Source organism: Saccharothrix tamanrassetensis, from assembly GCF_014203665.1.
Lineage (GTDB): Bacteria > Actinomycetota > Actinomycetes > Mycobacteriales > Pseudonocardiaceae > Actinosynnema > Actinosynnema tamanrassetense.
This window is the reverse complement of sequence record NZ_JACHJN010000004.1, coordinates 588,192-611,684: the sequence shown is the minus strand read 5'-3', so window position 1 is coordinate 611,684 and position 23,493 is coordinate 588,192. Positions and strand designations below refer to the sequence as shown.

The window sequence follows — 23,493 nt, the reverse complement described above, 5'->3', positions numbered from 1 at the left end:
GAGGGTCAGGACGCGGTGGCGAGGACCTCGTCGAGGAGGACCTCCGCCTTGTCCTCGTCGGTGCCCTCGGCGAGCGCCAGTTCGCTAACCAGTATCTGTCGAGCCTTCGCCAGCATCCGCTTCTCACCAGCGGACAGTCCGCGATCCTTCTCGCGCCGCCAGAGGTCGCGCACCACTTCGGCCACCTTGTTCACGTCACCGGACGCGAGCTTCTCCAGGTTGGCCTTGTACCGCCGGGACCAGTTGGTCGGCTCCTCGGTGTGAGGAGCACGCAAGACCTCGAAGACCTTGTCGAGACCCTCCTGGCCGACGACGTCACGCACGCCTACGATCTCGGCGTTGTCGGCGGGGACGCGAACCGTGAGGTCACCCTGGGCAACCTTGAGGACGAGGTACTTCTTCTCCTCGCCCTTGATCACACGGGTCTCGATTGCTTCGATGAGAGCGGCACCGTGGTGCGGGTAGACGACGGTCTCTCCGACCTTGAAAACCATGTGTCCTCTGCCCCTTTCGCTAACCCCATCCTAACACGCCGAGCAATCCCCTCTTCGGCGTCCGGAGATCAGTTCGCGCAGGTCAGGACCGCGTGGGGGGTTGACAAAACGGCGGGTGGCGTGCAACGGCGCAGGTGGATCGCACTCCACTGTGGACGTCACGACCAGCTGTGGGGCACCACATGAGGTCGCGGTTCCAGGACCCGGTTAGGCTCCTGTACCGGTGGTCGACCGGCTCTCGTCGCCGGTACGGCCCGCCCAGCCAGCAGACCGGAAGGATCCGAGCAGCCGTGGGTCGCGCAGAGCAGAAGTTCCCAGCGCCTCGCCGCCTGGCCGTCGTGGCCGCAGTGGCAGCGGGCGTCGCGCTGGCCGTCGCAGGCTGTAGCGCAGGGCAGGTCACCCAGACCGACACCCAGGTGGCCGCGGTCAACGGGGCGAGCGGCAACGCGGGCGTCATCGCCGTGCGCGACGCGCAGTTCCAGTTCCCGGTCGACCACGGGCACTACTCGGAGGGTGACGACGCCCCCGTGATCGCGGTGATCGCGAACAACGGCGCGGAGCCGGACAAGCTGCTCTCCGTGTCCAGCGAGCTGACCGGCGCGGCCGACATCTCCGGTGACGCGGTGCTGGAGCCGGGCACCGCCGTCGCCTCCGGGGCGGACCAGGACGACGCGGGCAGCCACTCGTCCACCACCTCCCCGAAGTCCACGTCGTCCGCTTCGGCGTCGTCGGGCACTTCCGCCTCGTCGGCGACTTCCGCTTCTTCGGCCTCCTCCGCCTCCTCCGCCTCCTCCGGCGCCTCGGTGACCACCACGACCACGCCGACCTCGCCCACCTCGCCGACCACCACGACCGCCCCCACGGTGGGCCAGGGCGGGGTGAGCTCGGTGTTCCCGACCACGTCCGGGAGCAAGCCGTCGTCCTCGGCGGACACCTCGGCGGAGCCGGGCAAGGTCAGGATCGTGCTGAAGGGGCTGAAGGGCGAGCTGCGCCCCGGCCAGGCGGTCAAGGTGACGTTCCTGTTCGAGAAGGCCGGGCCGTTGACGCTGGAACTGCCGATCGGCGCCTCGCCGGAGCCGCGCAAGGACGCGCCCGGCGAGCACTGACCCCGTCCTGGGACACCGCAAGACCCATCGGAACCCGCCCCTCGCCCCGTGCGAGCGGGCGGGTTCCGCGTCGTGCGGTCGGCACGGCTGTCGGGGGTGGTCGTTAGCCTGCGTGCCGTGGTGAAGAACGGGCGGGTGGCGAAGGTGACGACCTACCGGTGCGCCGAGTGCGGGCACGAGGTCGCCAAGTGGGTGGGCCGTTGTCCCGAGTGCCAGGCCTGGGGGACCGTCGAGGAGCGCGGGGTCAGCCGGCCGGCGGCGCGGGTGGTGGCGGGTGCGCCCAGCTCGCCGGCGCGGCCGATCGGCGAGGTGGACGTCGAGTCGGCGCGGGCGCGGCGGACCGGGGTGGCCGAGCTGGACCGGGTGCTGGGCGGCGGGCTGGTGCCCGGTGCGGTCGTGCTGCTCGCCGGTGAGCCGGGGGTGGGCAAGTCCACGCTGCTGCTCGAAGTCGCCTACCAGTGGGCGGTGAAGGGCGGGGTGCCCTCGCTGTACATCACGGGCGAGGAGTCGGCCGGGCAGGTGCGCCTGCGGGCCGAGCGGACCGGGAACATCCACGGGCAGATGTACCTCGCCGCGGAGAGCGACCTGGCGGCGGTGCTGGGGCAGGTGGAGGCGGTCCGGCCCGGGGTGCTGATCGTCGACTCGGTGCAGACCATGTCCTCGCCCGCGGTCGACGGGACGCCCGGCGGTGTGACGCAGGTCCGCGCGGTGACCGCGAGCCTGGTGGCGCTGGCGAAGGAGCGCGGGCTGCCGATCGTGCTGGTGGGGCACGTCACCAAGGACGGCTCGGTGGCCGGTCCGCGGGTGTTGGAGCACCTGGTGGACGTGGTGCTGCAGTTCGAGGGCGACCGGCACTCCAGCCTGCGGCTGGTGCGGGGCATCAAGAACCGGTACGGGCCGGCGGACGAGGTGGGCTGCTTCGAGCTGCGCGACGACGGGATCGTGGGCGTGCCGGACCCGTCCGGGTTGTTCCTGAACCGGCGGGAGCAGGACGTGACCGGCACGGCGGTGACCGTGGTCGTGGAGGGCAAGCGGCCGATGCTGGGGGAGGTGCAGGCGCTGGTGACGGCGACCAACCTGCCCTCGCCGCGGCGGGCGGTCAGCGGGCTGGACTCGGCGCGGGTCGCGATGGCGCTGGCGGTGCTGGAGAAGCGCGGCCGGATGTCGCTGCACAACAAGGACGTGTTCACGGCCACGGTCGGCGGGATGCGGCTGGTGGAGCCCGCGGTGGACCTGGCGGTGGCGTTGGCGGTCGCTTCGGCGGCCACCGACCAGCCGCTGCCGCACGACCTGGTGGTGGTCGGCGAGGTCGGGCTGTCGGGGGAGCTGCGGCGGGTGAACGGGGTGGGGCGGCGGCTCACCGAGGCGGCGCGGCTGGGCTACACGAAGGCCCTGGTGCCGCCGGACGCCGGGCCGTTGCCGCCGGAGACGCGGGCGTTGGTGGCGCACGACCTGATGGAAGCGTTGCAGCTGCTCAAGCTGAAGAAGTGAGCCGGCCCGAGCCGGCCCGCGAGCCACCGATGCGAACAGGTGTTCGAGTTGTCCACCGCTGTGGACAACCCTGTGGATGGGTGTGGAGAACGGCGGGGCCTTGACGCGACACGTGCCGCGTCAAGGCCCCGGGTACGGCCGTCGAACCTCCGGCTACTTCGCCAACAGCTGCGCGCAGCGGATCAGGCCGAGGTGGCTGTAGGCCTGCGGGTGGTTGCCCAGCGAGCGTTCCGCGATCGGGTCGTACTCCTCCGGCAGCAGGCCGGTCGGGCCGGCGGCGTCGACCATCTGCGCGAACAGCTCCTCCGCCTCCGTCCGCCGCCCGGTGAGCAGGTACGCCTCGATCATCCACGCCGCGCACAGGTGGAAGCCGCCCTCGTCACCGGGCAGCCCGTCGTCGCGCCGGTACCGGTACACGGTCGAACCCGAGCGCAGCTCGGCCTCGATCGCGGTCACGGTGGCCTGGAACCGGTCGTCGGCCGGGTCGATCAGGCCGGACAGCCCGACGTGCAGGGAAGCCGCGTCCAGGTCGTCACCGTCGTACGCCGTGGTGAACGACTGCGCTTCGTCGCTCCACCCGTGCTTGAGCACGTCGTTCGCGATGGTGTCCCGCAGCACGGGCCAGGACGGGTCGACCTCGCGCCGGTAGGTCTCGGCCAGCGACACCGCGCGGTCCAGCGTCACCCAGCACATGACCTTCGAGTACACGTGGTGGCGCGGGGCGTGGCGTTCCTCCCAGATGCCGTGGTCGGGCTCGTGCCAGCGGCGGGCGACCGCCTCGGCCATCGCCTGCACCATCAGCCAGTCCTGGTCGGTCAGCGAGCCGCGTGCCGCGGCCAGCTGCACCACCAGGTCCACCACCGGGCCGAACACGTCCAGCTGAACCTGCTGGTTGGCCAGGTTGCCGACCCGCACGGGCCGTGAGCCCGCGTACCCCGGCAGGGTGTCGATGACCGCCTCGGCGCCCAGCATGGTGCCGTGCAACGTGTACAGCGGGTGCAGGCGCTCCGGGCCGGGCAGCGTCCCCAGCACGCCGTGCACCCAGCCCAGGAACGCCTCGGCCTCGCCCAGCGAGCCCACCGACACCAGCGCCTGCGCGGTCAGCGCCGCGTCGCGCAGCCAGCAGTACCGGTAGTCCCAGTTGCGGATGCCGCCGAGCTCCTCGGGCAGCGACGTGGTCGCCGCCGCCATGATCGAGCCGGTGTCGTGGTGCACGAGGCCCTTGAGCGTCAGCGCCGAGCGCTGCACCAGTTCGGTCTCGACCGGCGGCAGCTTCAGCGTCGCCGCCCAGTCCGACCAGAACGAGCCCGCGCGGGCCCGCCGCTCCGGCTCGCCCAGGGTGGCCTCGGACAGGTCGTCCGTGCCGCACCGCAGCTCCAGCAGGATCGGCGCGCCCTCCCGGGGCCGCACCACGGCCGTCGCGGTCTCCTGGACCCCGTCGGAGGTGATCTCCCAGGCCACGCCCGGCGACCGCAGCACCATCGGGTCCGAGGTGCCGACGACCCGCAGGCCGTCCCGCTCGCGCAGCAGCCGCACCGGCACCTGGCCGAACTCGGGGCGCGGCGCGAACGTGATCACCGCGTTGGTCGAGCCCGAGATGCGCCGCACCAGGTCGGTGCGGTGCGAGGCCAGGTCGTGGTCCAGGTAGTCGGTCACCAGCAGCCGGGACCAGCGGGTCTCCACGATCATGGTGCCCGGCACGTACCGCTGGCCCAGCGGCAGCGAGCCGTGCTCCGGCTTGATCGAGAAGTGGCCGGCCGCCGGGCCGCCGAGCAGGTCGGCGAACACCGCCGCCGAGTCCGGCTCCGGGTGGCACAGCCAGTTCAGCCGGGCGTCCGGGGTGAGCAGCGCCACGGACCTCTCGTTGGCCAGCATGGTGAGCCGCTCGATCGGCACCGCCTGGTCGCCGTGCAGCCACGCCCGGCGCTCCTCCAGCAGGAACGCCAGCACGGTGGCCACGTCGACCGTGTCCTCGATGTGGTAGCCGGCCAGCGACTCGCCGTCGCCGACCTTGATGCCCACGTCCGGGCCGGTGAGCCGGGCGAATGCCTTCTCGTCGGTGACGTCGTCGCCGACGAAGATCGCGGCCGTGGCGGACACCCGGTGCCGCAGGACGTCCAGGGCGTGGCCCTTGTCGGTCTGCACCACGGCCAGCTCGACCACGGCCTTGCCCTCGGTGACCTGCACGCCGTCCCAGGTGCACGGACCGCTGCGCACGGCGTCCAGAACCCGCTCCCCCACGGTGGGTTCGGCGCGCCGCACGTGCACCGCGATGCTCGCGGGCTTGGACTCCAGGCTGATGCCCTCTTGGCCTTGGACGATTCCTTCCAGCTCGGCTTCCAGCCGGCGGTGCAGGGCGCGCGCGTCGGCGTCGAGCGCGTGCACGAAGCCGACGTCGAACTCCGATCCGTGCGAGCCGACCAGGTGTACTTCGGACGGCAGCCGGGACAGCGTCGCCAGGTCCCGCAGCGCGCGACCGGAGATCACCGCCGTCGTGGTCTCGTGCAACCCGGCCAGCGAGCGCAGCGCGCCCACCGACTCGGGCAGCGGGCGGGCGTCCTCAGGGTTGGCCACGATCGGAGCCAGTGTCCCGTCGTAGTCGCAGGCGACCAGCAGGCGCGGGGTGCGCGCCAGTTGCACGATCGCACGACGAAGTTCGGCGGGGAGGGCCTCGGCGGTCAACGCCCCTCCTCAAGACTCGGTGGGACAGGTCGGGGTGCTTGGTCTGAACCGATTCCGAAAGTTTCGGTCAGACCGCAGTCTGCGTACCCAAGGCGTCAAGGAACGAACGAGCCCAGCGGTCGACGTCATGCGTGAGGACTTGGCGGCGCAGCGCGCGCATCCTACGGCGGCCCTCGGCCGGATCCAGCGTGAGGGCGGCCTCCAGCGCGTTCTTCACGCCGTCGAGGTCGTGCGGGTTGACCAGGAAGGCACTCGTCAGCTCGGCCGCCGCCCCCGCGAACTCGGACAGCACCAGCGCGCCGCCGAGGTCGTAGCGGCAGGCCACGTACTCCTTGCAGACCAGGTTCATGCCGTCCCGGACCGGCGTCACCACCATCACGTCGGCGGCGGTCATGAACGCGGTGAGCTCGCGGCGGTCCACCGACTGGTGCAGGTAGTGCACGACCGGGTGACCGACGGTGGAGAACTCGCCGTTGATCCGCCCGACAGCCTGCTCGATCTCGCCGCGCATCTGCTGGTAGTGGTCGACCCGCTCGCGGCTGGGCGTGGCGAGCTGGATCATGGTCACCTCGCCGGGGTCCACCCGGCCGTCGGCGATCAGCTCGTACAGCGCCCGCAGCCGCACGTCGATGCCCTTGGTGTAGTCCAGCCGGTCGACGCCGAGCAGGATCTTCTTCGGGTTGCCGAGGTCGTTGCGGATCTGCTTGGCGTGCTGCTGGACCTCCTTGTTGCGGGCCAGCGCGTCCAGGCCGGCCGAGTCGATGGAGATGGGGAACGCGCCCACCCGCACCGTCCGGTCGCCGACCTGCACCACACCGGGCCGGGTGCGCACGCCGACCGCGCCCCGGCTGGGCTCCAGGCCGACCAGCCGGCGGGCCAGCCACAGGAAGTTCTGCGCGCCGCCCGGCCGGTGGAAGCCCACCAGGTCCGCGCCGAGCAGGCCCCGGATGATCTCGGTGCGCCACGGCAGCTGCATGAACAGCTCCACCGGCGGGAACGGGATGTGCAGGAAGAACCCGATCCGCAGGTCCGGCCGCAGTTCGCGGAGCATGGCCGGCACCAGCTGGAGCTGGTAGTCCTGCACCCACACGGTCGCGCCCTGCGCGGCGACCTTGGCCGTCACGTCCGCGAACCGCTGGTTCACCCGCACGTACGCGTTCCACCAACGGCGGTGGAACGCGGGCGGGGCCACCACGTCGTGGTACAGCGGCCACAGGGTGCCGTTGGAGAAGCCCTCGTAGTAGTCGCGCACCTCGGCGGAGCTGAGCATCACCGGGTGCAGCTGGAGGCCGTCCTCCTCGAACGCCTCCACGTCGGCGTCGGCCACGCCGGGCCAGCCGATCCACGCCCCGCTGTGCGAGCGCAGGAACGGCTCCAGCGCGCTGACCAGGCCGCCGGGGCTGTGCTTCCAGCGCTGGGTGCCGTCCTCCAGGCGCTCCAGGTCAACGGGCAGGCGGTTCGCCACGACCAGGAAGTCCGCGCCGTTCTCGCCAATGCTGCTCACCGGGTAACGCCTCCTAGGAGATTCGTCTCGCCCGTACCCGAGGTTAACGGGAACGCTCATCCCGGATGCCCTACCGTCATCCCCGTCACACCGAGTTCAACCAGGTTGGACGTACATCACGCCCGAGCGGCCGACTACTCGACCCGCCGCCTGGCCGGGCGCAGCGGGCCGGACAACCGGGGTCCGGCCAGCCTCCGCTCCAGCCTGCTCAGCCCGGTGCGCACCGGCCGGCCCAGGAACTCGCCCAGCACCACCCCGCTGGCCAGTGCCAACGCCGTGCCGGCGGCCAGCACCAGGGTGGACAGGCCGGCCGCGTCACCCTCGATGGTGAGCTGGTAGAGACCGCGGTAGGTGGTCCAGCCTGGCAGCAGCGGCACCATCCCGGCCACCGCGACCACCAGCGGCGGCGTGCGCAGGCGTCGCGAGACGACCGCGCCGCCGAGGCCCACGGCGGTGGCGGCGACCGCGGCGCACGTGATGGCGTTCGTGCCGGTGAGGGCCAGCAGGCCGTACCCGGCGGTGCCGACCGCCCCGGCCGCCGCCGCGATCGGCAGGACCCGGGGTGGGGCGTAGGCGGCCAGCGCGAAGAACGCCGAGGTCGCCGCGCCGGCCGCGAACTGCATCGGCACGTCGGAGATCAGCGGCGGCAACGGGTCCGCGACGGACGTCCGCACGCCGAACTGCACGCCCGCCCGCAGGACGAGCGCGATGCCCGCGATCAGGCCCGCGGTGAGCAGCGCGATCTCCATCGTGCGGCCGGCGGCGGTGACGTTGTAGCCGGTGATCGCGTCCTGCACCGCGCCGACCAGCGACAGCCCGGACAGCAGCACCACGATGCCGGTGGCGACCAGCAGCGACGGGCGGACGCTGGGCAGCAAATCCGTCGCGTACATCGCCAGGGCCGCGGTGGACGCCAGCGCGCCGCCGACCACCTGCTGGAAGAAGAACGGCAGCGCCCGCCGGTTGAGCACCCGGCCCACCCGGTCGATCACCGCCGTCACCAAGGCCGCGGTGAGGGCCAACAGAGGTCCGCCGCCGACCAGGAACGCCACCGCGCCCGCCATGCCCGCCCACGCGGCAGTGGCGACCCAGCGCGGGTACGGGTGCGGCTGCTTGGTGATCCGGTCGAGTTCGGCGTACGCGTCGGCGGCCCCGACCTCGTCGGAGGTGATCCGGCGGATCAGGTCCTCCACGGCGGCCAGCCGCGTGTAGTCCAGGCCGCGCGAGCGGACCACGCGCAGCGACGTGATCGGGGCGGCCTCCGTGCCCCGGTGGCACGACACGGTGATCGAGGTGTAGATCACGTCCACCTCGGTGCGCGGGAGCCCGTAGGCGTCCGCGACGGCCATGACGGTCGCCGTGACGTCCGCCGCACCCGCCCCGCTGGCGAGCTGCACCTCACCCACCCGGAGCGCGAGGTCGAGCACCAGGTGGACGGTCGAGTCGTCCGGGAGGGACGGTCCCTCCACCGGTTGCCACAGACCGGGCGTGGTCCTGGGGTCGCGGTACCGCCTGCGCCGCAGCCGCACGGGCATCCCTCCTCGTGGTCGGGTCATCCGCCACGCCCGACGGTTCCACATTCGCCGCTGTGTCATGCGCCACCCCTGGTAGGGGTACCCAGCCTGGGTGAGTCGATCACTGTGGGTTCAGTACTGTTGATGCCGCTGGCCAGCGGTTTTACCCTGTCCCTGGGCCACCCGGACGGGCTTCCGACCTCCGGATGGACCAACGGCGGCACACCGTGAGCAGACCGTTCGCCGCAGGTAGCACCCAGTGCGGGCGCTTACGATGTTCCCGGCCGTCCGCCGCGCCGGTGTAGCTCAATTGGCAGAGCACTCGCCTTGTAAGCGAAAGGTTAGGGGTTCAAGTCCCCTCACCGGCTCCGTGTTCGATGGCCCTCCTCGGGAGGGCGACTCGGCCGCCTGGGAAGTCGGCGGCTCGCGGCGCGTTTCCGTCGATCGAAGAGTGTGGTCGACGGAAACGCGCCACGAACAAGCAGACGCGGCCTCGCGGTCGGGGGCGTGCCAAGGGCTACGCGGTCCTGGCGGCGAGGCGCGCGTCCGGGTTACTCCTTCTCGACGGTGATGTGGTAGCCGACGCCGCCGATGTCCTCGCCGTTCACCTCCTGCACCACGTGCTGGACGAACTCGCCGGGCTCGGCGCCGCCCACGAAGGTCAGCTCGGCGACGTGCCGCTCACCGGGGTTGATGGGCAGGCCGCGGAGCACGGCGCGCTTCGGGTCGGCGACCTCGACCTGGGTCTCGCCCACCTGCTTCACGCCCTCGCCCTGCCCGCCGGTGCTGCGCCACAGCGCGAACAGGCGCGGGCCGAGGTCGATGATCACGCGGCCACTGCCCGCCAGGGGGCGTTCCGGGCTGGAGATCACCAGGTCGGTCTTGATCGGCCGCTCGGTGGCGTTGCCCACCGCGTAAGGCGTCTTCACCGGCCCGTGCGGCTTGACCCGGAAGGTGTTGAAGTTGCGCCACGCGATGTTGTTGTTCTGCCTGGTGTTGAGCGCCGTGTTGGCCGTCTCGGGGTAGCCCATCGGGTCGGTCGCCGACACCCACCGCGCCAGCAGGCAGAAGTGGCCCGGGCCGGGCACCGGGGTCCACTTGACCTTCGCCACCGCGCCGGGGCCGGACGGCACCGAGAGCGTCTCCTGGCCGATGAACGTCCAGTCGCCGAGGGTCACCGGGTGCCAGTTCGTGGAGCCGCCCGGTGTGGTGCGGTAGACCTTCAACGTGCCGTAGCCGTTGGCGTTGGCGTAGGGACCGGGGTTGTTCAGCCGCACGTGGACCCAGTTCGTCGCCCCCACGACGGGCTGGAAGCCCGGCGCGCAGTCCGCCTGGGTCGGGCACACCTTGATGTCCGGGCTCGCCCAGAACTGGGTGTTGCCGTTCGGCTCGACGCCGTTGTCGACGACCTGGTCGCGGATGAACACGTCGCTGCGCTTGCAGTCGCGCAGGAAGTCGATGATCGCGGTGCTCACGCCCGAGCCGTCCGGCTGCGCCTGGGTGAACAGGCCGCCGGTGGTGTTGGCGTAGTTCTGCATGATCGGGATGATCGGGTTGTTGAACGTGGTCGACGTGGGCACGTAGACCGACGAGATCTTGATGCCGTGGCCCGCCGCCTCGTTCGCCCGCGCGGCGGCGTTGGCGAGGTCGGTGTTGTCGTAGGTGTCGTCGAACCCGCCCGGCCGGGCGTCGGTGATCAGGACCGCCAGCTTGGTCGCGTTCGACCGCCACGCGCCGTTGAAGTCGACGTTCTGCGGCCGGCCCGCCGCGGGCTTGTTGTTCACCACCGTGTTGAGGGCTTCGTCGGACGCCTCGGGCTCACCCGAGCCACCGCCCGCGGCGAGCGCGTTCACGCCGGCGAAGATGGCGAGCTTGTTGGCGGGCGCGAAGTTGTTGACGACGGTGATGTTGTCCTTGAACTTGACCAGGCTCAGCTGGTAGTCGGTGCCGGCCTGGTTCTCGACCTCCTGGGCGATGGCGTTGATGCCGGCCTTCAGGTTGTTGATCGCGCCACCCATGCTGCCGGTGTCGTCGACGATGAAGGAGACGTCGATCGGGCCGCACTTGCGGGGCGCGGGCGGTAGCGGCGCGGCGGCGGCCGGGCCGACCGCGGCGGTGACGGACGCGGCCAGCGCGATGGCGGCTAGGGCCGCCAGCGCCGGTCTGCGAAAGCGATGCATCGGGGGGTCTCTTCTCGCTCGGGCATGTGGACGCGGGGTCCGTATGCGGTCCGAATGCGTCCGGCACGGTTGTCCGGGCGCATTTGGCGGAGTCGAGTCGAGGCCTTCGAATACTGGTCGGTTCGTACGGAATCCGGTTGCGTCGAATGGTTGCCAAGCGCCCCGCACAGGTGAGTTCACATACCTGTTGAGCAGGTGTTATGCCATTCGGAAAACCGAAGCGGTCAGGCCCTCGGAATGCGGATGGTGAACGTGGTGGAGCCTGGCCGGCTTTCCAGCTCAATAGTTCCGCCATGTGCCACCACCAATGAGTGGGCGACGGCCAGGCCGAGTCCGCTGCCGCCCCGGTCGCGGGTCCTGGAGTTGTCCACCCGGTAGAAGCGGTCGAAGATGCGGGCCTGGTCGGCGATCGGGATGCCCGGCCCGGAATCGCTCACCCGGACGACCGCACGGCCCTGCTCGACGCCCACCGACAGCGACACCGCGGTGCCGGGCGGGGTGTGGATGGCGGCGTTCGCGAGCAGGTTGTCCATCACCTGCCGCAGCCGCATCGGGTCGAACCGCAGCCGCACCGGGTCCGGCCCGGTGGTCACGGTCAGCGGGTGGTCCGGCCGGGCGGCCTGGAACGCGTCCGCCGACTCGCGCACCAGCTCCGCCAGGTCGCCGTCGACCGGCCGCACCGGCGCTTCGGTCTCGGCCGAGTCCAGGCGGGCCAGCAGCAGCAGGTCGTCCAGCAGCACGCTCATCCGGGCCGCCTCGGAGCGCAGCTTCTCCAGGTGCGCCTCGCGTTCCTCCGGTGCGTTCGCCGCCGCGTAGCGGAACAGGTCGGCGTAGCCCCGGATCGACGTCAACGGGGTGCGCAGCTCGTGCGAGGCGTCCGCGATGAACCGGCGCAGCCGCTGCTCGGCCGCCGTCCGCGCGGCCAGCGACGAGTCGATGTGCTCCAGCATGGTGTTGAACGCGGTCCGCAGCTCCTCGACCTCCACACCGCCGTTGCCGCCCTCCGCGCGCACCGCGAGCCGTGCCGAGTCGGTCAGGTCGTGCGAGGTGATGTCGTGCGCGGTCTTCGCCATGTCGCTCAACGGCTGGAGCCCGCGCCGCAGCACCGCCCGGCCGATCACCACGAACGCGATCAGCGCGAGCAGGAACGTGGCCACCACCACCATCACCAGCTGCCGCACGGTGGTGGTGATGTCGGTCATCGGCGCCGCGCTGACCAGCACCACGCCGCCACCCATCGGGCAGCCGCGCAGCCGGTAGGTGCCGTTGCCCTTCAGGTACGCGGTGCGGAACACCGGCTGGTCCCCGGTGACGTCCTGGGCGACCTCGGCCATCTCGGCGGCGTCGTTCGGCAGGTCGGCGGGCGGTTGCAGGACGGCTCGGCCGTCCTTGACCTCGTAGACGGCGGCGTACCAGCCGTAGACCGACTTGTGCAGCTCGCCGTACTTGTCGATGTCCTTCTCCAGCTCGACCTGCGACAGCTTCATCTGGTCGTCGAGCTTCCGGGCGAGGTAGTCCTCCATGTTGGTGACCATCACGGTGCCGACCACCGCGAACACGCCCAGCGCGAGTGCGCCCAACCCGAGCGCGAGCCGCGTGCCCAACCGCAACCGCTGGCGGCCGAACAGTCGGTCCGACAACGATCTCGGCGGCAACGATCTGGGTGGCAACGACCGGGACGGTTGTCGACCCGACGATGTGCGGTCAGACGAATCGGGTGATCTTGGGTCCGATGATCTGGTTTCCGACGAACCGGGCGATTTCGGCTCCGATGATCGGGAGACAGACGAATCCGGTGATCTGGGGTCCGACGATGTGGGGCCGGACGGACCGGGGTCCGACGGTTGGCGGCCGGTCGAGGGGGCGGCCATCAGTCGGGAGCCCTGCGCAGCACGTAGCCGACGCCGCGCACGGTGTGGATGAGCGGCTCGCGGCCGTCGTCCAGCTTGCGCCGCAGGTGCGAGACGACCAGCTCGACCACGTTCGACCGGCCGCCGAAGTCGTACTCCCACACGTGGTCCAGGATCTGCGCCTTGGTCAGCACGGCGGGCGAGCGGCGCATCAGGTAGCGCAGCAACTCGTACTCGGTCGGCGTGAGGGTGACCAGCTTGCCGCCCCGCCGCACCTCGCGGGTGTCCTCGTCCATGGCCAGGTCCGACACCTTCAGCACGGACCGCTTCCACTGCGGCCCGGTGCTGCGCCGCAGCACGGCCCGCAGCCGCGCCATCAGCTCCTCCACCGAGAACGGCTTCACCAGGTAGTCGTCGCCGCCCCTGGTCAGCCCGGCGACCCGGTCCGCCGTGCCGTCGCGGGCGGTGAGGAAGACCACGGGCACCATCGCGCCGGACGCGCGCAGCCGGTCCAGCACCGTGAAGCCGTCCAGGTCGGGCAGCATCAGGTCGAGCACCACGATGTCCGGGTGGAAGTCGGCGGCGGTCTTCAGCGCGGCCTCACCGCTGCCTGCCGTCGCGGCCTGCCAGCCCTCGTACCGGGCGACCGTCGCGACCAGGTCCGCGATGTGGGGCTCGTCGTCGACGACGAGCAGTCGAACCGCATTGGCCTTGTCCACGTGCTCATGGTGCGGCACCGCCCCTCGGCGGGCGAACCCGCCCGGTCACCACCGGCTTGATCTACAGCAAGTCGACAGGTGGGCGACAGGACCGGCACAGCTCACGTCCGCAGGCTCGAAGGCGGACCCACCGAACAGGGAGTGCTGCTTGTGACAACCGCCTGGCAGTCGGCGCCCGCAGTGCGCCCGAGATCGGTACGCCCGAAGGCGGTGGCCCGCGCCGGCCTGTACGCCGTGCTGGCCGCGAACGTGGCCGTGGTCACCGCGCTGTTCGTGGCGGCGGGCCTGTCGTCCAACGCGCTGGTCCTCGTCGGCCGGCTCACGGGCCTGTACGGGGCGCTGCTCATGGCGTTCCAACTGCTCTTGGTGGCCCGGCTGCCGTGGCTGGACCGCAGGCTCGGCATGGACCGGCTGACGTCCTGGCACCGCTGGGTCGGGTTCTCGCTGCTGTGGATGTTGTTGGCGCACGCGGTGTTCATCACCTTCGGGTATGCCGGACTCGCGTCGCTGCCACCGGTCGACGAGTTGGTGTCGTTGGCCACGACCGTGCAGGGCGTGTTGCGGGCGATCGTCGCGCTGGTGCTGATCCTCCTGGTGGGCGGGGTGTCCGCCCGGTTCGCGCGGCGGCGGATGGCCTACGAGACGTGGCACTTCATCCACCTCTACACGTACATCGCGGTGGTGCTGGCGTTCTCACACCAGATCGGCGTCGGGACGACGTTCACCGCGTCCCCGGCGGCCACCGCCTACTGGTGGGGCGTCTGGGGATTCGCCCTCGGCTCGGTGATCGCCGGACGACTCGTGCTGCCGCTGTGGCGGAACGTCCGGCACCGGCTGCGCGTCATCTCCGTCGTGCCGGAGTCCGAGGACGTGGTGTCGATCTACATCACCGGCCGCGACCTGCACAGGCTGCCCGCGCGGGCGGGCCAGTTCTTCCTGTGGCGCTTCCTGACCCGTGACCGGTGGTGGCAGGCGAACCCGTTCTCGCTGTCCGCCGCACCCGACGGGCGTCACCTCCGGTTGACCGCCAAGGCGTTGGGCGAGGGCAGCGCGTCTCTGCGGGAGTTGAAGCCGGGCACGCGGGTGTTCGCCGAGGGCCCGTACGGGGCGTTCACCACCCTGCACCAAACGCGGCCGAACACGCTGCTCGTCGCCGGAGGTGTCGGTATCACGCCGGTTCGTGCGCTGCTGGAGGAGTTGCGCGGGCACGTCGTGGTGATCTACCGGGTGAGCCGGCCGCAGGATGCCGTTCTGCTGCACGAACTGCGCGGTCTCGCCCGTAACCGCGGCGCGGTGCTGCACGTCGTGACCGGCCCGTCGAACGCCCGGACGCCGGACGGACCACCGCTCGGCCCGCGGGCGATTTCCCGTGCGGTGCCGGACATCCGCGACCGGGACGTGTTCGTGTGCGGTCCGCCCGGCATGACCAGCGCCGTGTTGCAGAGCGTGCGCGAGCTTGGCGTGCCCAAGCAGCAGGTGCACGCCGAACGTTTCAGCCTGGCGGGTTGAGGGGGAGCCGTGAAGAGAGCAGTGCCGATCCTGTTGCTGACCGTCGCGGGCCTGATCCCGTTGTGGCGCTTCGAAGCCCGGCCCGAGACGGTAGCCGTGCCCGAAGCGGCCGGAGCGCCTGAGGCGTCCGCTCCGCCGACCGCCGGATCGACCACCGGATCGGCCGCGCCGGGCGGGAACGCGCAGACCGTGTCCGGTTCGCTGGTCCGCACCGGTCACGGCGACGTGCAGGTGCAGGTCACGTTCGACGGCGACCGCATCACCGCCGTGAAGATGCTCAAGCAGCCCGGCAGCGCGCCGACCCGGCAGGCCGTGCCGGTGCTCGTGCGGGAGACGCTGACCGCGCAGAGCGCCGACGTGGACACCGTTTCCGGTGCCACGACGACCAGCGAGGCTTACGTCGAGTCGCTCCAGGCCGCGATCGACGCGAAGGACTGACGTGCGCCGGGTCGAGCACGTCATGGGCCTGCCGATCTCGGTGGACCTCAGGAACGGGGACACCGCCGCGGTGGACCGGGCATTCGAGTGGCTGCGTGCGGCGGACGCCCGGTTCAGCCCGTTCCGGGCGGACAGCGAGGTGTCCCGGCTGGACCGGGCCGAGCTCGCCCCGACCGAGCTCAGCCCGGACCTGGCACACGTGCTGGACCTGTGCGAGCACTACCGGCTGGCGACCGGCGGTGCGTTCCAGGTGCGGCTGCCCGGTCGCCGGCTCGACCCGTGCGGGATCGTCAAGGGCTGGGCCGTGCAGCGGGCGGCCGGGTTGTTGGCGGAGGGCGGCTCCTCGCGGTTCGTGGTGAACGCGGGCGGCGACGTGGTGGCGGCCGGCGGTCCGTGGCGGGTGGGCGTTCGGCATCCGCTGCGGGCGGACCGGTTCTGCGTGGTGCTGGACGTGACGGAAGGCGCGGTCGCCACCTCGGCCCGCTACGAGCGCGGCGACCACATCGTCGACGGCCGCACGGGTGCGCCCGTGACGGAACTGCTGAGCCTGACCGTGTACGCGCCGTCACTGACCACCGCCGACGCGACCGCCACGGCGGCGTTCGCGATGGGACTGGACGGCATCGCCTGGGCGGCGTCCCAGGACGGGTGCGAGGTCTACGCGGTGGACGCGACCGAACGCGTGTACCGCACCCCGGGTCTGCCCATCGCCGCGTGAACCGCCCTGGGGCTGGCGAACGCGGGCATCGGGCCGTCCCACTCGTCCAAGGCCTTGAGCGTGCGGAACCGCATGGCCTGCACCACCTCCCGGAACCGGAGGTCGTTGTCGGCGGGGAACGTCTCGACGGCTTCCGCCAAACGGCCCAGGTTCGCCAGGACGGCCCCTTGGTGGCCGCGCAGCTCGGTTTCGTCGATCCACCAGGCCCACGGCGGCGCGGTGTCGTCGTCCTCGAGTACCGCTTGAGCCCGGTCCAAGGCTCGGAATGCCTCGGTGGCGCGGCGCATCCGGGAGTGGGCGCGGGCTTGGCGCAGCGCGAACATCGCCCGGACCTTCGGCGAACGGGTGATCGCCTCGCCGCGGGCGGCCAGGCTCAGCGCTTCCTCGAAGCGGCCGACGTGGGAGCGCTGCATGGCCATGTTGAGCAAGGTCAACGTCTCGACGCCCCGGTCGCCGGCGCGGCGGGCGAGGGCGAGTGCGGCCAGGTTGTGCGCGTGCGCCTCGGCCTGGCGTTCCTCCTCGAACAGGATCCAGCCGACCACCTCGGCCAGTTCCGCCAGCGCCGCGGCGTTCCCGGCGGTGACCGGGGGTGCGGCGCGGAACGTCCGGACGGCCGGCGTGCCGAGGTCGCGGGTGTCGGGGCGGCCGTCCAGGTCGATCAGCAGCCGGGTGACGGCCCGGATGCCCTCCGGCACTACCGGCCGATCACGGCGGTGGCGTCGGGTGTCGGGTCGTCCACGGGGCACCTCCGGCTGGTCGTCCTGCCGCCGACGCTACCCGCCGATGTCACCCCGTCGACGTCACCCGCCGAACCGGGACAGCCGCGGGCTGCCGCCCGCACGATCGCGTCCCGTCCCAAACCTGCGGTCAACGGTGGTGCGCTACTGCTTCACAGTGTTAAGGAGATGGGCCGCGGGTGATAGCGCGCACGCGCTCTGCTACCGTTCCGGCCACGGGTTTCCCGCTCCACGCAGGTCAGCCGGGTCTCGCGCTCGGGGCGTGCCCCGGCGTCGGCCGCGTGGAGAGCCGGCTTCGGTCGCACGCATTCGGGATCGTGCGGCCGAGGCCGTCTGTTGATGCCACCTCGCACCGCCCCGGCGAGGGCCTCCTCGCACCGCCCCGGCGAGGGCCTCCTCGCACCGCCGTCGCTCGCGCCGGGACCGCGCCCACCCGCCACGTCGGGCCGTGCCTACTCGTAGCGGGTGTAGTCGAACTCCGAGCCGACCACCGAATGGCCCAGGTCCCGGCCCAACCGCGTCAACAGGTCCACCAGTTCCAGCCCCGCCAGCCAGTCGCGGGGCAGCGCCGCCGTGCCGTGCAGCGCACCCAGGATGTTGCCGGTCAACGCCGCCGTGGCGTCGCTGCCGCCGGAGTGGTTCGCCGCCGCCCGCAACGCGTCGACGAACTCCGACCGGCGCGGGTACACCAGCACGGTGTGCACCGCGATCGCCAACGCCTCCGGACCGGTCCACCCGCTGCCCAGCCGGTCCACCCGCACCGAGTCGAACCCCAGCGCCCGGTGCTCCTCGGCGAAGACCACGGCCCGGTTGAGCGAGTTCGCGGTGTACGGGTCGTCCCGCAGCACCCGCCCGATGACCTGGTCCACCGCCTCGCGCAACGGCCGTCCGCGCACCGCGATCAGGTGGATGAGCAGCGCGAACGCCCCGCCGGCCACCCAGCCGCCGGTGCCGCCGTGGGTGAGTGCGGCGAACCGGCAACCGAGGTCGTAGGCGATGTCGGCACTCGGGGCGAAACCCGCGGGTGCGGTTCTCGTCACACCGTTGCAGCCGGACGACTCGTTGTGCGGTTCCTCCGGGGTCGGTGCGGTGTCCGCGGCCAGCGCCCGGAGGCAGGTCAGACCGGGTGACCGGCTGGAGTACAGCCGCTCGTCGCCGACCAGCCCAATCGCGCCCTGCTCCGGCGCGGCGACCTGCTGCGTCACCAGCCAGCGCCGGTAGCTCTGCCACACCGTGTCGACCGGTTCCCACTCGCCGGTGTTCCGGCCACGCACCCAGGCCCGCAGGTAGCCGTCGGCGGTGAACAGGGTCAGCTGGGTGTCGTCGGTGACCAGAGCGGGACGCGGCGGTTCCAGAACACCCTCCGGCCCGTGATCTCGTTGGATATCCGTCCACCCCGAGTACTGGATGGGCGCGCCCAGGGCATCGCCGAGGGCGCCGCCCAACAGGCAGGCGGCGCCACGGTCGACCACGCTCATCGGCTCGCGCGGCACTTGCCCTCCTGCACTGCGTCGGCTGGGGCCAAAACCCTAGCCGCCGCGGGGTGGTCCGGTCATGGGAGCACGGCTAGTTGAGCAAGCAACATCTACCCACAGGTATCCAACGGTGCCGCCGGCGCACCTGACCAGTGACCGAAGCCGAACTGACCGGTGCACGTACCGAGGCGGGGGAGGGGCATGGCCGACCGGAGCAGGAGCGGGCTGGAGTTCGGTGTGCTCGGGCCGTTGCAGGTGCTCGCGGACGGCCGCCAGCTCGTGATCGGCCGCAGGGGGATGCGCGGTCTGCTGGCGATGCTGGTCCTGGAGGCGAACCGGGTCGTCCCGATCGACGAGATCGTCGACGGTCTGTGGGCAGACGACCCGCCGGCCACCGCGCGGACCATCGTGCACGGCTACGTGTCGCGGCTGCGGCGGATGCTGGAGCAGGCGGACCCGGCGGGCTCGGCGCGGATACTGACCACGCCGCCGGGCTACCAGCTGGCGGTGGACCCGTGGCGGTTGGACTTCCACCGGGCGCGCCAGCTGGTGTCGTCGGCGAGGGGGAAGCCGGCGCCGATCCGGGCGCAGCTGCTGCGCGAGTCGCTGGGCCTGTGGCGGGGGCAGGTGCTGGCCGACGTGCCGGGCGAGCCGATCACCACGGACCTGGAGGAGCTCCGGCTCGCCGCGCTGGAGGAGCGGGTCGAGGCGGAGCTGGAGCTGGGCCGGCACCTGGAGCTGGTGGGCGAGCTCCGTCAGCTGGTCGGCGAGTACCCGTTCCGGGAGCGGCTGGTCGGGCACATCATGCGGGCGCTGTACCGGTCGGGGCAGCGGGCCGACGCGCTGGAGGCCTACCAGCGGTTCCACCGGCGGGTGGTGGACGAGCTGGGCATCGACCCGGGGCCGGAGCTGCGGGTGCTGCACGAGCAGGTGCTGCGCGACGACCCGGCGCTGAGCTCGCCGGGGTTGGCCGAGCCGGTGGCGCTGGTGCCGCCCCGGCCGGGGGTGGTGGTGCCGGCGCAGCTGCCGGCGGCGGCGTCCGGGTTCATCGGGCGGGACGAGGAACTGACCTGGCTGGACCGGCTGTGCGACTCCCGTGATCTGACCGCGACGACCATCGCGGTGGTGAACGGGGCGCCGGGGATCGGCAAGAGCGAGCTGGCGGTGACCTGGGGGCACCGGCGGGCCGAGCAGTTCCCGGACGGGCTGCTGTTCGCGTCGCTGAACGGTTTCGCGCCGGACCGCGAGCCGGTGGCGCCCGCCGAGGTGCTGGCCCGGTTCCTGCTGGCGCTGGGCGTGCCGTCGGACGGGGTGCCGCGCGACCTGGACGACCGGGTGGGGCTGTACCGGTCGGTGCTGGCCAAGCGGCGGGTGCTGGTGGTGCTGGACGACGCGTGGGATCCGGAGCAGGTGCGGCTGTTGCTGCCGCCCGGCGCGGGGTCGGTGGTGCTGGTGACCTCGCGACGGCGGCTGGAGTCGCTGGTCGTGTCGAACGGCGCGCGGATGCTCACGCTGGACGCGTTGCGCGAGGACGAGTCGGTGCGGCTGGTCGACGAGGTGGTCGGCAAACCGTTGTCCGAGCAGGAACCCGTGGCCATGCGGATGCTGGTGGAGCTGTGCGGGAACCTGCCGCTGGCGCTGCGGATAGCGGCCGCGAAGCTGGTGTTCAGTCCGGAGTGGACGGTCGAGGCGCTGGTGGCGCAGCTGTCCGACGACGACGCGCGGCTGCGCACCCTGGACCTGGCCGACACGGGTGTCGGCGTGGCGAGAGCGCTTGCGGTGTCCTACCGCAACCTCCCGCCGGAACTGGCGGAGACGTTTCGGGCGGCGGGTCTGGTACCGGGCCGGTGGGTGAGCCCGCACGCGATCGCCGCGCTGTGCCAGACGGACCTGGGCACGGCCGCGAGCCGGTTGGCGGACTTGGCGGACGCCCACCTGCTGGTCGAGCAGTGGCGCGGCGGGTTCGTGCTGCACGACCTGGTCCGCTTGTACGCCCGTGAAGTCCTCGGCGCCGAGCAGCCCGGCCACCGCAACGCGGCGCTGCGCCGGCTGATGGACCACTACCTCGCCGCGTGCGACCACGCGCGGCGGCTGATCCGCCCGGTGTCGGACGGCGTGGACCTCGCGGCGTCCGAGCCGACCGTGCCCCGCCCGGCCACCTCGGGACAGGCGCTCTCCTGGTTCGACAAGGAGTGGCCCAACCTCATCGCCCTGGTGCACGCGGGATCGGAAGCCGGGCTGCACCAACAGGTGTGGCAGCTGGTGCGGCTGGTGCACACGTACTGCGTGGCACGGCTGGTCAGCCGCGAGTGGCACGGGATCGCCGAGTTCGGCCTGGCGTCGGCACGGATCAGCGTCGACCGGCGCGGCGAGATGCTGGTGCTGCACGCGATGCACGCCATGAACGTCTGGACCGGGACCACGCGCGGCACCCTGGCCGACGCCGAACGCGCGCACCGAATAGCCGAGGAACTCGGCGAACCCCGTTATCTGGTCATGACGTTGGACCAGTTGGCCTGCTCGCTGTCCGCCGAAGAGCGCAACGAGGAAGCCCTCGGGTACTACCGGGAAGCCGTCGAGATGGCCCGGCGGGACGGCGACGCGCTGGGCGAGGCGGCCGTGCTGAACAACCTGGCGCAGGTCGAACAGCGCCTCGGCCAGCTCGAAACGGCCGCCCAGCACCAGTTCCAGGCCATGGAGATCCACCACCGCAACGGCGACGAGCGGTCCTACGTGCTGGCGCTGAACAACCTGGCCGAGCTGTACGCGGAACTCGGGCTGCTGGCCGAGGCCGAGGACAACGCGCGGCAGGGCGTGGAATTGGCGCGTGGTGGTTCGATGCAGTTCGAAGAGGCGTTCGGGCGCCAGGTGCTCGGCTCGGTGCTCGCGAAACGGGGCGAAATCGTTGCGGCACAGGCGGAGCTGGCCGAGTCCGTCCGGTTGTTCGAACGCCTCGGGTCGCCGCAGGCGATGTTGGTCCGAACGGCCCTTGAAGCGTTGACCACCGAGGTTTAGCGGATGTTTAGCACGCAACTATGGGTTCGTGGGAACTTGGAGACGCGCGTCGATCAAGCTGAGGCGGATCGGCGCGTCGGGTGGCTCTTGGAGGGGGATGCCAGGGGGGAAGCCACCCGGCCGCTGGTCGGCCGGCATTCGGGGGAGAGTGCCGGCCGATCAGTGTTGGATTGCCGCTGCTTCGCAGGCGGCGGGGCTCGGTCGCCTGGAAGTCGGTAGGTCGTGGCGGATTTTCGGGGGGGGGAGGGGGGGGTGGGCGGGAATAATGGACCACCGAACGCCGCGGCCACGCGGGGGGGGGGGGGGGGGGGGCGCGTCCTTGGCGTGGGGGCGTCCTTGTGCCCCCCGCCGGTGCGGGTCGCGCCCCCTAACCCCCGCCACGACCTACCGACGCGACCTCGCGGGGGCTCCGTGTGGGGCGACGCGATCTTGCGGGTCTGCGTGCAGGTGGGGCTGAGGGCCTATGGGCCTGCCAGGTGGCGAGTTGCCGGGGATGCCGGGTGGCGGGTGCAGGTGGGGTTGGCGGGTGACGGGTGCTGGGGTGGGTGTGTGGGTCTCAGGTTTTTGAGGCGGGATTGTCGTACCCCTGTGGTTGTATGAAAGCAGGGGTTCCCTGGCGGGGACTCTTGCGCGAGCCTGCCGGGGGACGGTGTGGCGGTCAGTTGTCGGAGCTGACGGGTAGCAGCTCGGGGCGCTTGGGGACTACGCCGTCGCCCATGGACTCGCCGCGCAGTTGCCGGGTGATCCAGGGGACCACGTGTTCGCGGGCCCACTTCAGGTCGTGCCGGCGCTGGGTCATCCAGTCCTCGTTGTCCAACGGCGGCCAAGGCGTGCTCCAGTCCTCCTCGGGCTCGAAGCCCAGGACCTCGGCGGCGCGCAGCGCCACCCGGCGGTGGCCTTCGGGGGACAGGTGCAGGCGGTCCGCGCTCCAGGCGCGGCGGTCGTGCAGGACGGACATCGACCACAGGTCGACCACCCGGCAGTGGTAGCGGTCCGCCACGGACCAGAGGTGGCTGTTGTAGACGGCGATCTTGCCGCGCAGTGACCTCAGGAACGGGGTGTGCTTCGGGTCGAAGCCGGTGAAGATGACGACCTCGCTGCCGGCCGCGCGCAGGTCGGCCACCGCGATCTCGTAGACCTCGGCCAGCGCGTCGGGGTCCGAACCGGGCACCAGCAGGTCGTTGCCGCCACCGCAGAACGTCACCAGCTTGGGCCTCAACGCCGCCGCCAGCGGGATCTGCTCGTCGATGATCTCCTGGAGCATCTTGCCCCGGATGGCGAAGTTGGCGTAGCGGAAACCCCGCTGCCGGGTCGAGATCATCGCCGCCAGGCGGTCCGCCCACCCCAGGTACGTGCCGTTCGGACCGGGATCGTCCATGCCCTCGGTGAAGCTGTCCCCCACTGCGACGAAGCTGTCCAACGTGTCCACTCGGGTCCTCCCCTCGCGCGCGGCACCCCCGTGACCGCGCGACAAACCGCGCAAGACAGGATGCCTCTCCGGGTCCGCCCCGCGCCAGCGCCGGTCGGGATCGTGGGGATCCGAGTGACACCCGATCGTGGGACCAGGTGTCTGCATTGGGCGGTTCGTCACGTGACCGGGCTTAATCTGCCAGCCGTGCCGCGTCTGCCTCTCCCGCTGCTCTCCCTCGGAGCCCTCGCCGTGCTCGCCGGGGTGGTCACGGGTATCGCGCTGAGCCGTGCCCCGGAGCCGGAACCCCCGCCGGAACAGCGGATAGGCACCTCGCCGGAGCCTACCTACCAGTCCGGCGGTGATGGCCCGCCGATGGAGTACCGGGGCGGGGAGGTACCGGTGACCACCAGCAGGAGCCGGGGGAGCACGACCGTCGTGACGACTACGGTCGGGACACAGACGATTGCAACGCAGATCACGTCGACCACGACGGTCCGGCTGCTGCCCACGGTGGCCGTGCCGGAACCGTCCGTCAACTTCCCGGTGATCACCGCCACCACCACGACCACGGGTGAGACCCCCACGACGACGTCGGGCGCATGACGCCGTCGTGGGAGTTGGGCCCGCCGTCCGGGCGGCGCCGCCGCCGA

17 protein-coding genes and 1 tRNA gene are annotated in these 23,493 nt (G+C 71.7%); 8 read left to right on the top strand and 10 right to left on the bottom strand.

What is annotated here, in order from left to right; genetic code table 11:
* Positions 1-5: 5 nt before the first annotated feature.
* Complete coding sequence (locus FHS29_RS15935; RefSeq protein WP_012782996.1) at positions 6-494, bottom strand: CarD family transcriptional regulator; 489 nt, start codon at positions 492-494, stop codon at positions 6-8.
* A 338-nt stretch (positions 495-832) separates the two neighbouring features.
* Here FHS29_RS15935 and FHS29_RS15930 point away from each other — a divergent pair, with 338 nt between their 5' ends.
* Both FHS29_RS15930 and radA read left to right on the top strand, forming a co-directional pair.
* Positions 833-1,600 (top strand): copper chaperone PCu(A)C domain-containing protein, encoded by a 768-nt coding sequence (locus tag FHS29_RS15930; RefSeq protein WP_184691411.1) that lies wholly within the window; start codon positions 833-835, stop codon positions 1,598-1,600.
* A 117-nt stretch (positions 1,601-1,717) separates the two neighbouring features.
* Positions 1,718-3,091: a DNA repair protein RadA gene (gene radA / locus FHS29_RS15925; RefSeq protein ID WP_184691410.1), complete on the top strand. Its 1,374-nt coding sequence runs from the start codon at positions 1,718-1,720 to the stop codon at positions 3,089-3,091.
* Positions 3,092-3,244: 153 nt separating this feature from the next.
* Here the strand turns inward: radA and otsB are convergent, their stop codons facing one another.
* From otsB to FHS29_RS15910, 3 genes are all read right to left on the bottom strand, one after another.
* Positions 3,245-5,773, bottom strand: a complete 2,529-nt coding sequence (gene otsB, locus FHS29_RS15920) for a trehalose-phosphatase (protein WP_184691409.1) — start codon at positions 5,771-5,773, stop codon at positions 3,245-3,247.
* 67 nt (positions 5,774-5,840) lie between these two features.
* A complete protein-coding gene (locus tag FHS29_RS15915) occupies positions 5,841-7,277 on the bottom strand; it encodes an alpha,alpha-trehalose-phosphate synthase (UDP-forming) (RefSeq protein ID WP_184691408.1) in 1,437 nt (478 codons plus the stop codon).
* Positions 7,278-7,411: 134 nt separating this feature from the next.
* On the bottom strand, positions 7,412-8,812 hold the full coding sequence (locus FHS29_RS15910) for a threonine/serine exporter family protein (RefSeq protein WP_221455997.1): 1,401 nt from the start codon (positions 8,810-8,812) through the stop codon (positions 7,412-7,414).
* A 274-nt stretch (positions 8,813-9,086) separates the two neighbouring features.
* Here FHS29_RS15910 and FHS29_RS15905 point away from each other — a divergent pair.
* Positions 9,087-9,159, top strand: a tRNA-Thr gene (locus FHS29_RS15905).
* Positions 9,160-9,342: 183 nt separating this feature from the next.
* Here the strand turns inward: FHS29_RS15905 and FHS29_RS15900 are convergent.
* From FHS29_RS15900 to FHS29_RS15890, 3 genes are all read right to left on the bottom strand, one after another.
* Positions 9,343-10,971 carry a vWA domain-containing protein gene (locus tag FHS29_RS15900; protein ID WP_184691407.1) on the bottom strand — a complete coding sequence of 543 codons (1,629 nt, stop codon included), beginning with the start codon at positions 10,969-10,971 and terminating at the stop codon, positions 9,343-9,345.
* A gap of 224 nt (positions 10,972-11,195) precedes the next feature.
* Positions 11,196-12,611, bottom strand: a complete 1,416-nt coding sequence (locus tag FHS29_RS15895; RefSeq protein WP_184691406.1) for a sensor histidine kinase — start codon at positions 12,609-12,611, stop codon at positions 11,196-11,198.
* Positions 12,612-12,841: 230 nt separating this feature from the next.
* Positions 12,842-13,540 (bottom strand): response regulator transcription factor, encoded by a 699-nt coding sequence (locus FHS29_RS15890; protein WP_184691405.1) that lies wholly within the window; start codon positions 13,538-13,540, stop codon positions 12,842-12,844.
* A gap of 150 nt (positions 13,541-13,690) precedes the next feature.
* Here FHS29_RS15890 and FHS29_RS15885 point away from each other — a divergent pair, with 150 nt between their 5' ends.
* The 3 genes from FHS29_RS15885 to FHS29_RS15875 are packed head-to-tail and all read left to right on the top strand — an operon-like array spanning position 13,691 to position 16,205.
* The gene (locus tag FHS29_RS15885) at positions 13,691-15,049 is read left to right on the top strand and encodes a ferredoxin reductase family protein (RefSeq protein ID WP_184691404.1); all 1,359 of its coding nucleotides are present in this window, start codon (positions 13,691-13,693) and stop codon (positions 15,047-15,049) included.
* 9 nt (positions 15,050-15,058) lie between these two features.
* Positions 15,059-15,487: an FMN-binding protein gene (locus tag FHS29_RS15880; RefSeq protein ID WP_184691403.1), complete on the top strand. Its 429-nt coding sequence runs from the start codon at positions 15,059-15,061 to the stop codon at positions 15,485-15,487.
* 1 nt (position 15,488) lies between these two features.
* Positions 15,489-16,205: an FAD:protein FMN transferase gene (locus FHS29_RS15875; protein WP_184691402.1), complete on the top strand. Its 717-nt coding sequence runs from the start codon at positions 15,489-15,491 to the stop codon at positions 16,203-16,205.
* On the opposite strand, the gene FHS29_RS15870 is transcribed toward FHS29_RS15875, so the two are convergent.
* Together FHS29_RS15870 and FHS29_RS15865 are read right to left on the bottom strand one after the other, a co-directional pair.
* Positions 16,145-16,900 (bottom strand): NsdA family TPR-like regulatory protein, encoded by a 756-nt coding sequence (locus FHS29_RS15870; protein ID WP_184691401.1) that lies wholly within the window; start codon positions 16,898-16,900, stop codon positions 16,145-16,147. The genes FHS29_RS15875 and FHS29_RS15870 overlap by 61 nt on opposite strands.
* A gap of 494 nt (positions 16,901-17,394) precedes the next feature.
* A complete protein-coding gene (locus FHS29_RS15865) occupies positions 17,395-18,435 on the bottom strand; it encodes an ADP-ribosylglycohydrolase family protein (RefSeq protein WP_184691400.1) in 1,041 nt (346 codons plus the stop codon).
* 183 nt (positions 18,436-18,618) lie between these two features.
* On the opposite strand from FHS29_RS15865, the gene FHS29_RS15860 reads away from it, so the two are divergent.
* Complete coding sequence (locus FHS29_RS15860; RefSeq protein WP_184691399.1) at positions 18,619-21,432, top strand: AfsR/SARP family transcriptional regulator; 2,814 nt, start codon at positions 18,619-18,621, stop codon at positions 21,430-21,432.
* Between the two features lie 658 nt (positions 21,433-22,090).
* On the opposite strand, the gene FHS29_RS15855 is transcribed toward FHS29_RS15860, so the two are convergent.
* Positions 22,091-22,861 (bottom strand): SGNH/GDSL hydrolase family protein, encoded by a 771-nt coding sequence (locus tag FHS29_RS15855; RefSeq protein ID WP_312864932.1) that lies wholly within the window; start codon positions 22,859-22,861, stop codon positions 22,091-22,093.
* 186 nt (positions 22,862-23,047) lie between these two features.
* Here FHS29_RS15855 and FHS29_RS15850 point away from each other — a divergent pair, with 186 nt between their 5' ends.
* Complete coding sequence (locus FHS29_RS15850; RefSeq protein WP_184691397.1) at positions 23,048-23,446, top strand: hypothetical protein; 399 nt, start codon at positions 23,048-23,050, stop codon at positions 23,444-23,446.
* The last annotated feature ends 47 nt before the right edge of the window (positions 23,447-23,493 follow it).

Coding starts and splice junctions, on each gene's coding strand:
- FHS29_RS15935 (WP_012782996.1), bottom strand. CDS start 494: ATGGTTTTCAAGGTCGGAGAGACCGTCGTCTACCCGCACCACGGTGCC.
- FHS29_RS15910 (WP_221455997.1), bottom strand. CDS start 8,812: ATGCCCGTGCGGCTGCGGCGCAGGCGGTACCGCGACCCCAGGACCACG.
- FHS29_RS15900 (WP_184691407.1), bottom strand. CDS start 10,971: ATGCATCGCTTTCGCAGACCGGCGCTGGCGGCCCTAGCCGCCATCGCG.
- FHS29_RS15860 (WP_184691399.1), top strand. CDS start 18,619: ATGGCCGACCGGAGCAGGAGCGGGCTGGAGTTCGGTGTGCTCGGGCCG.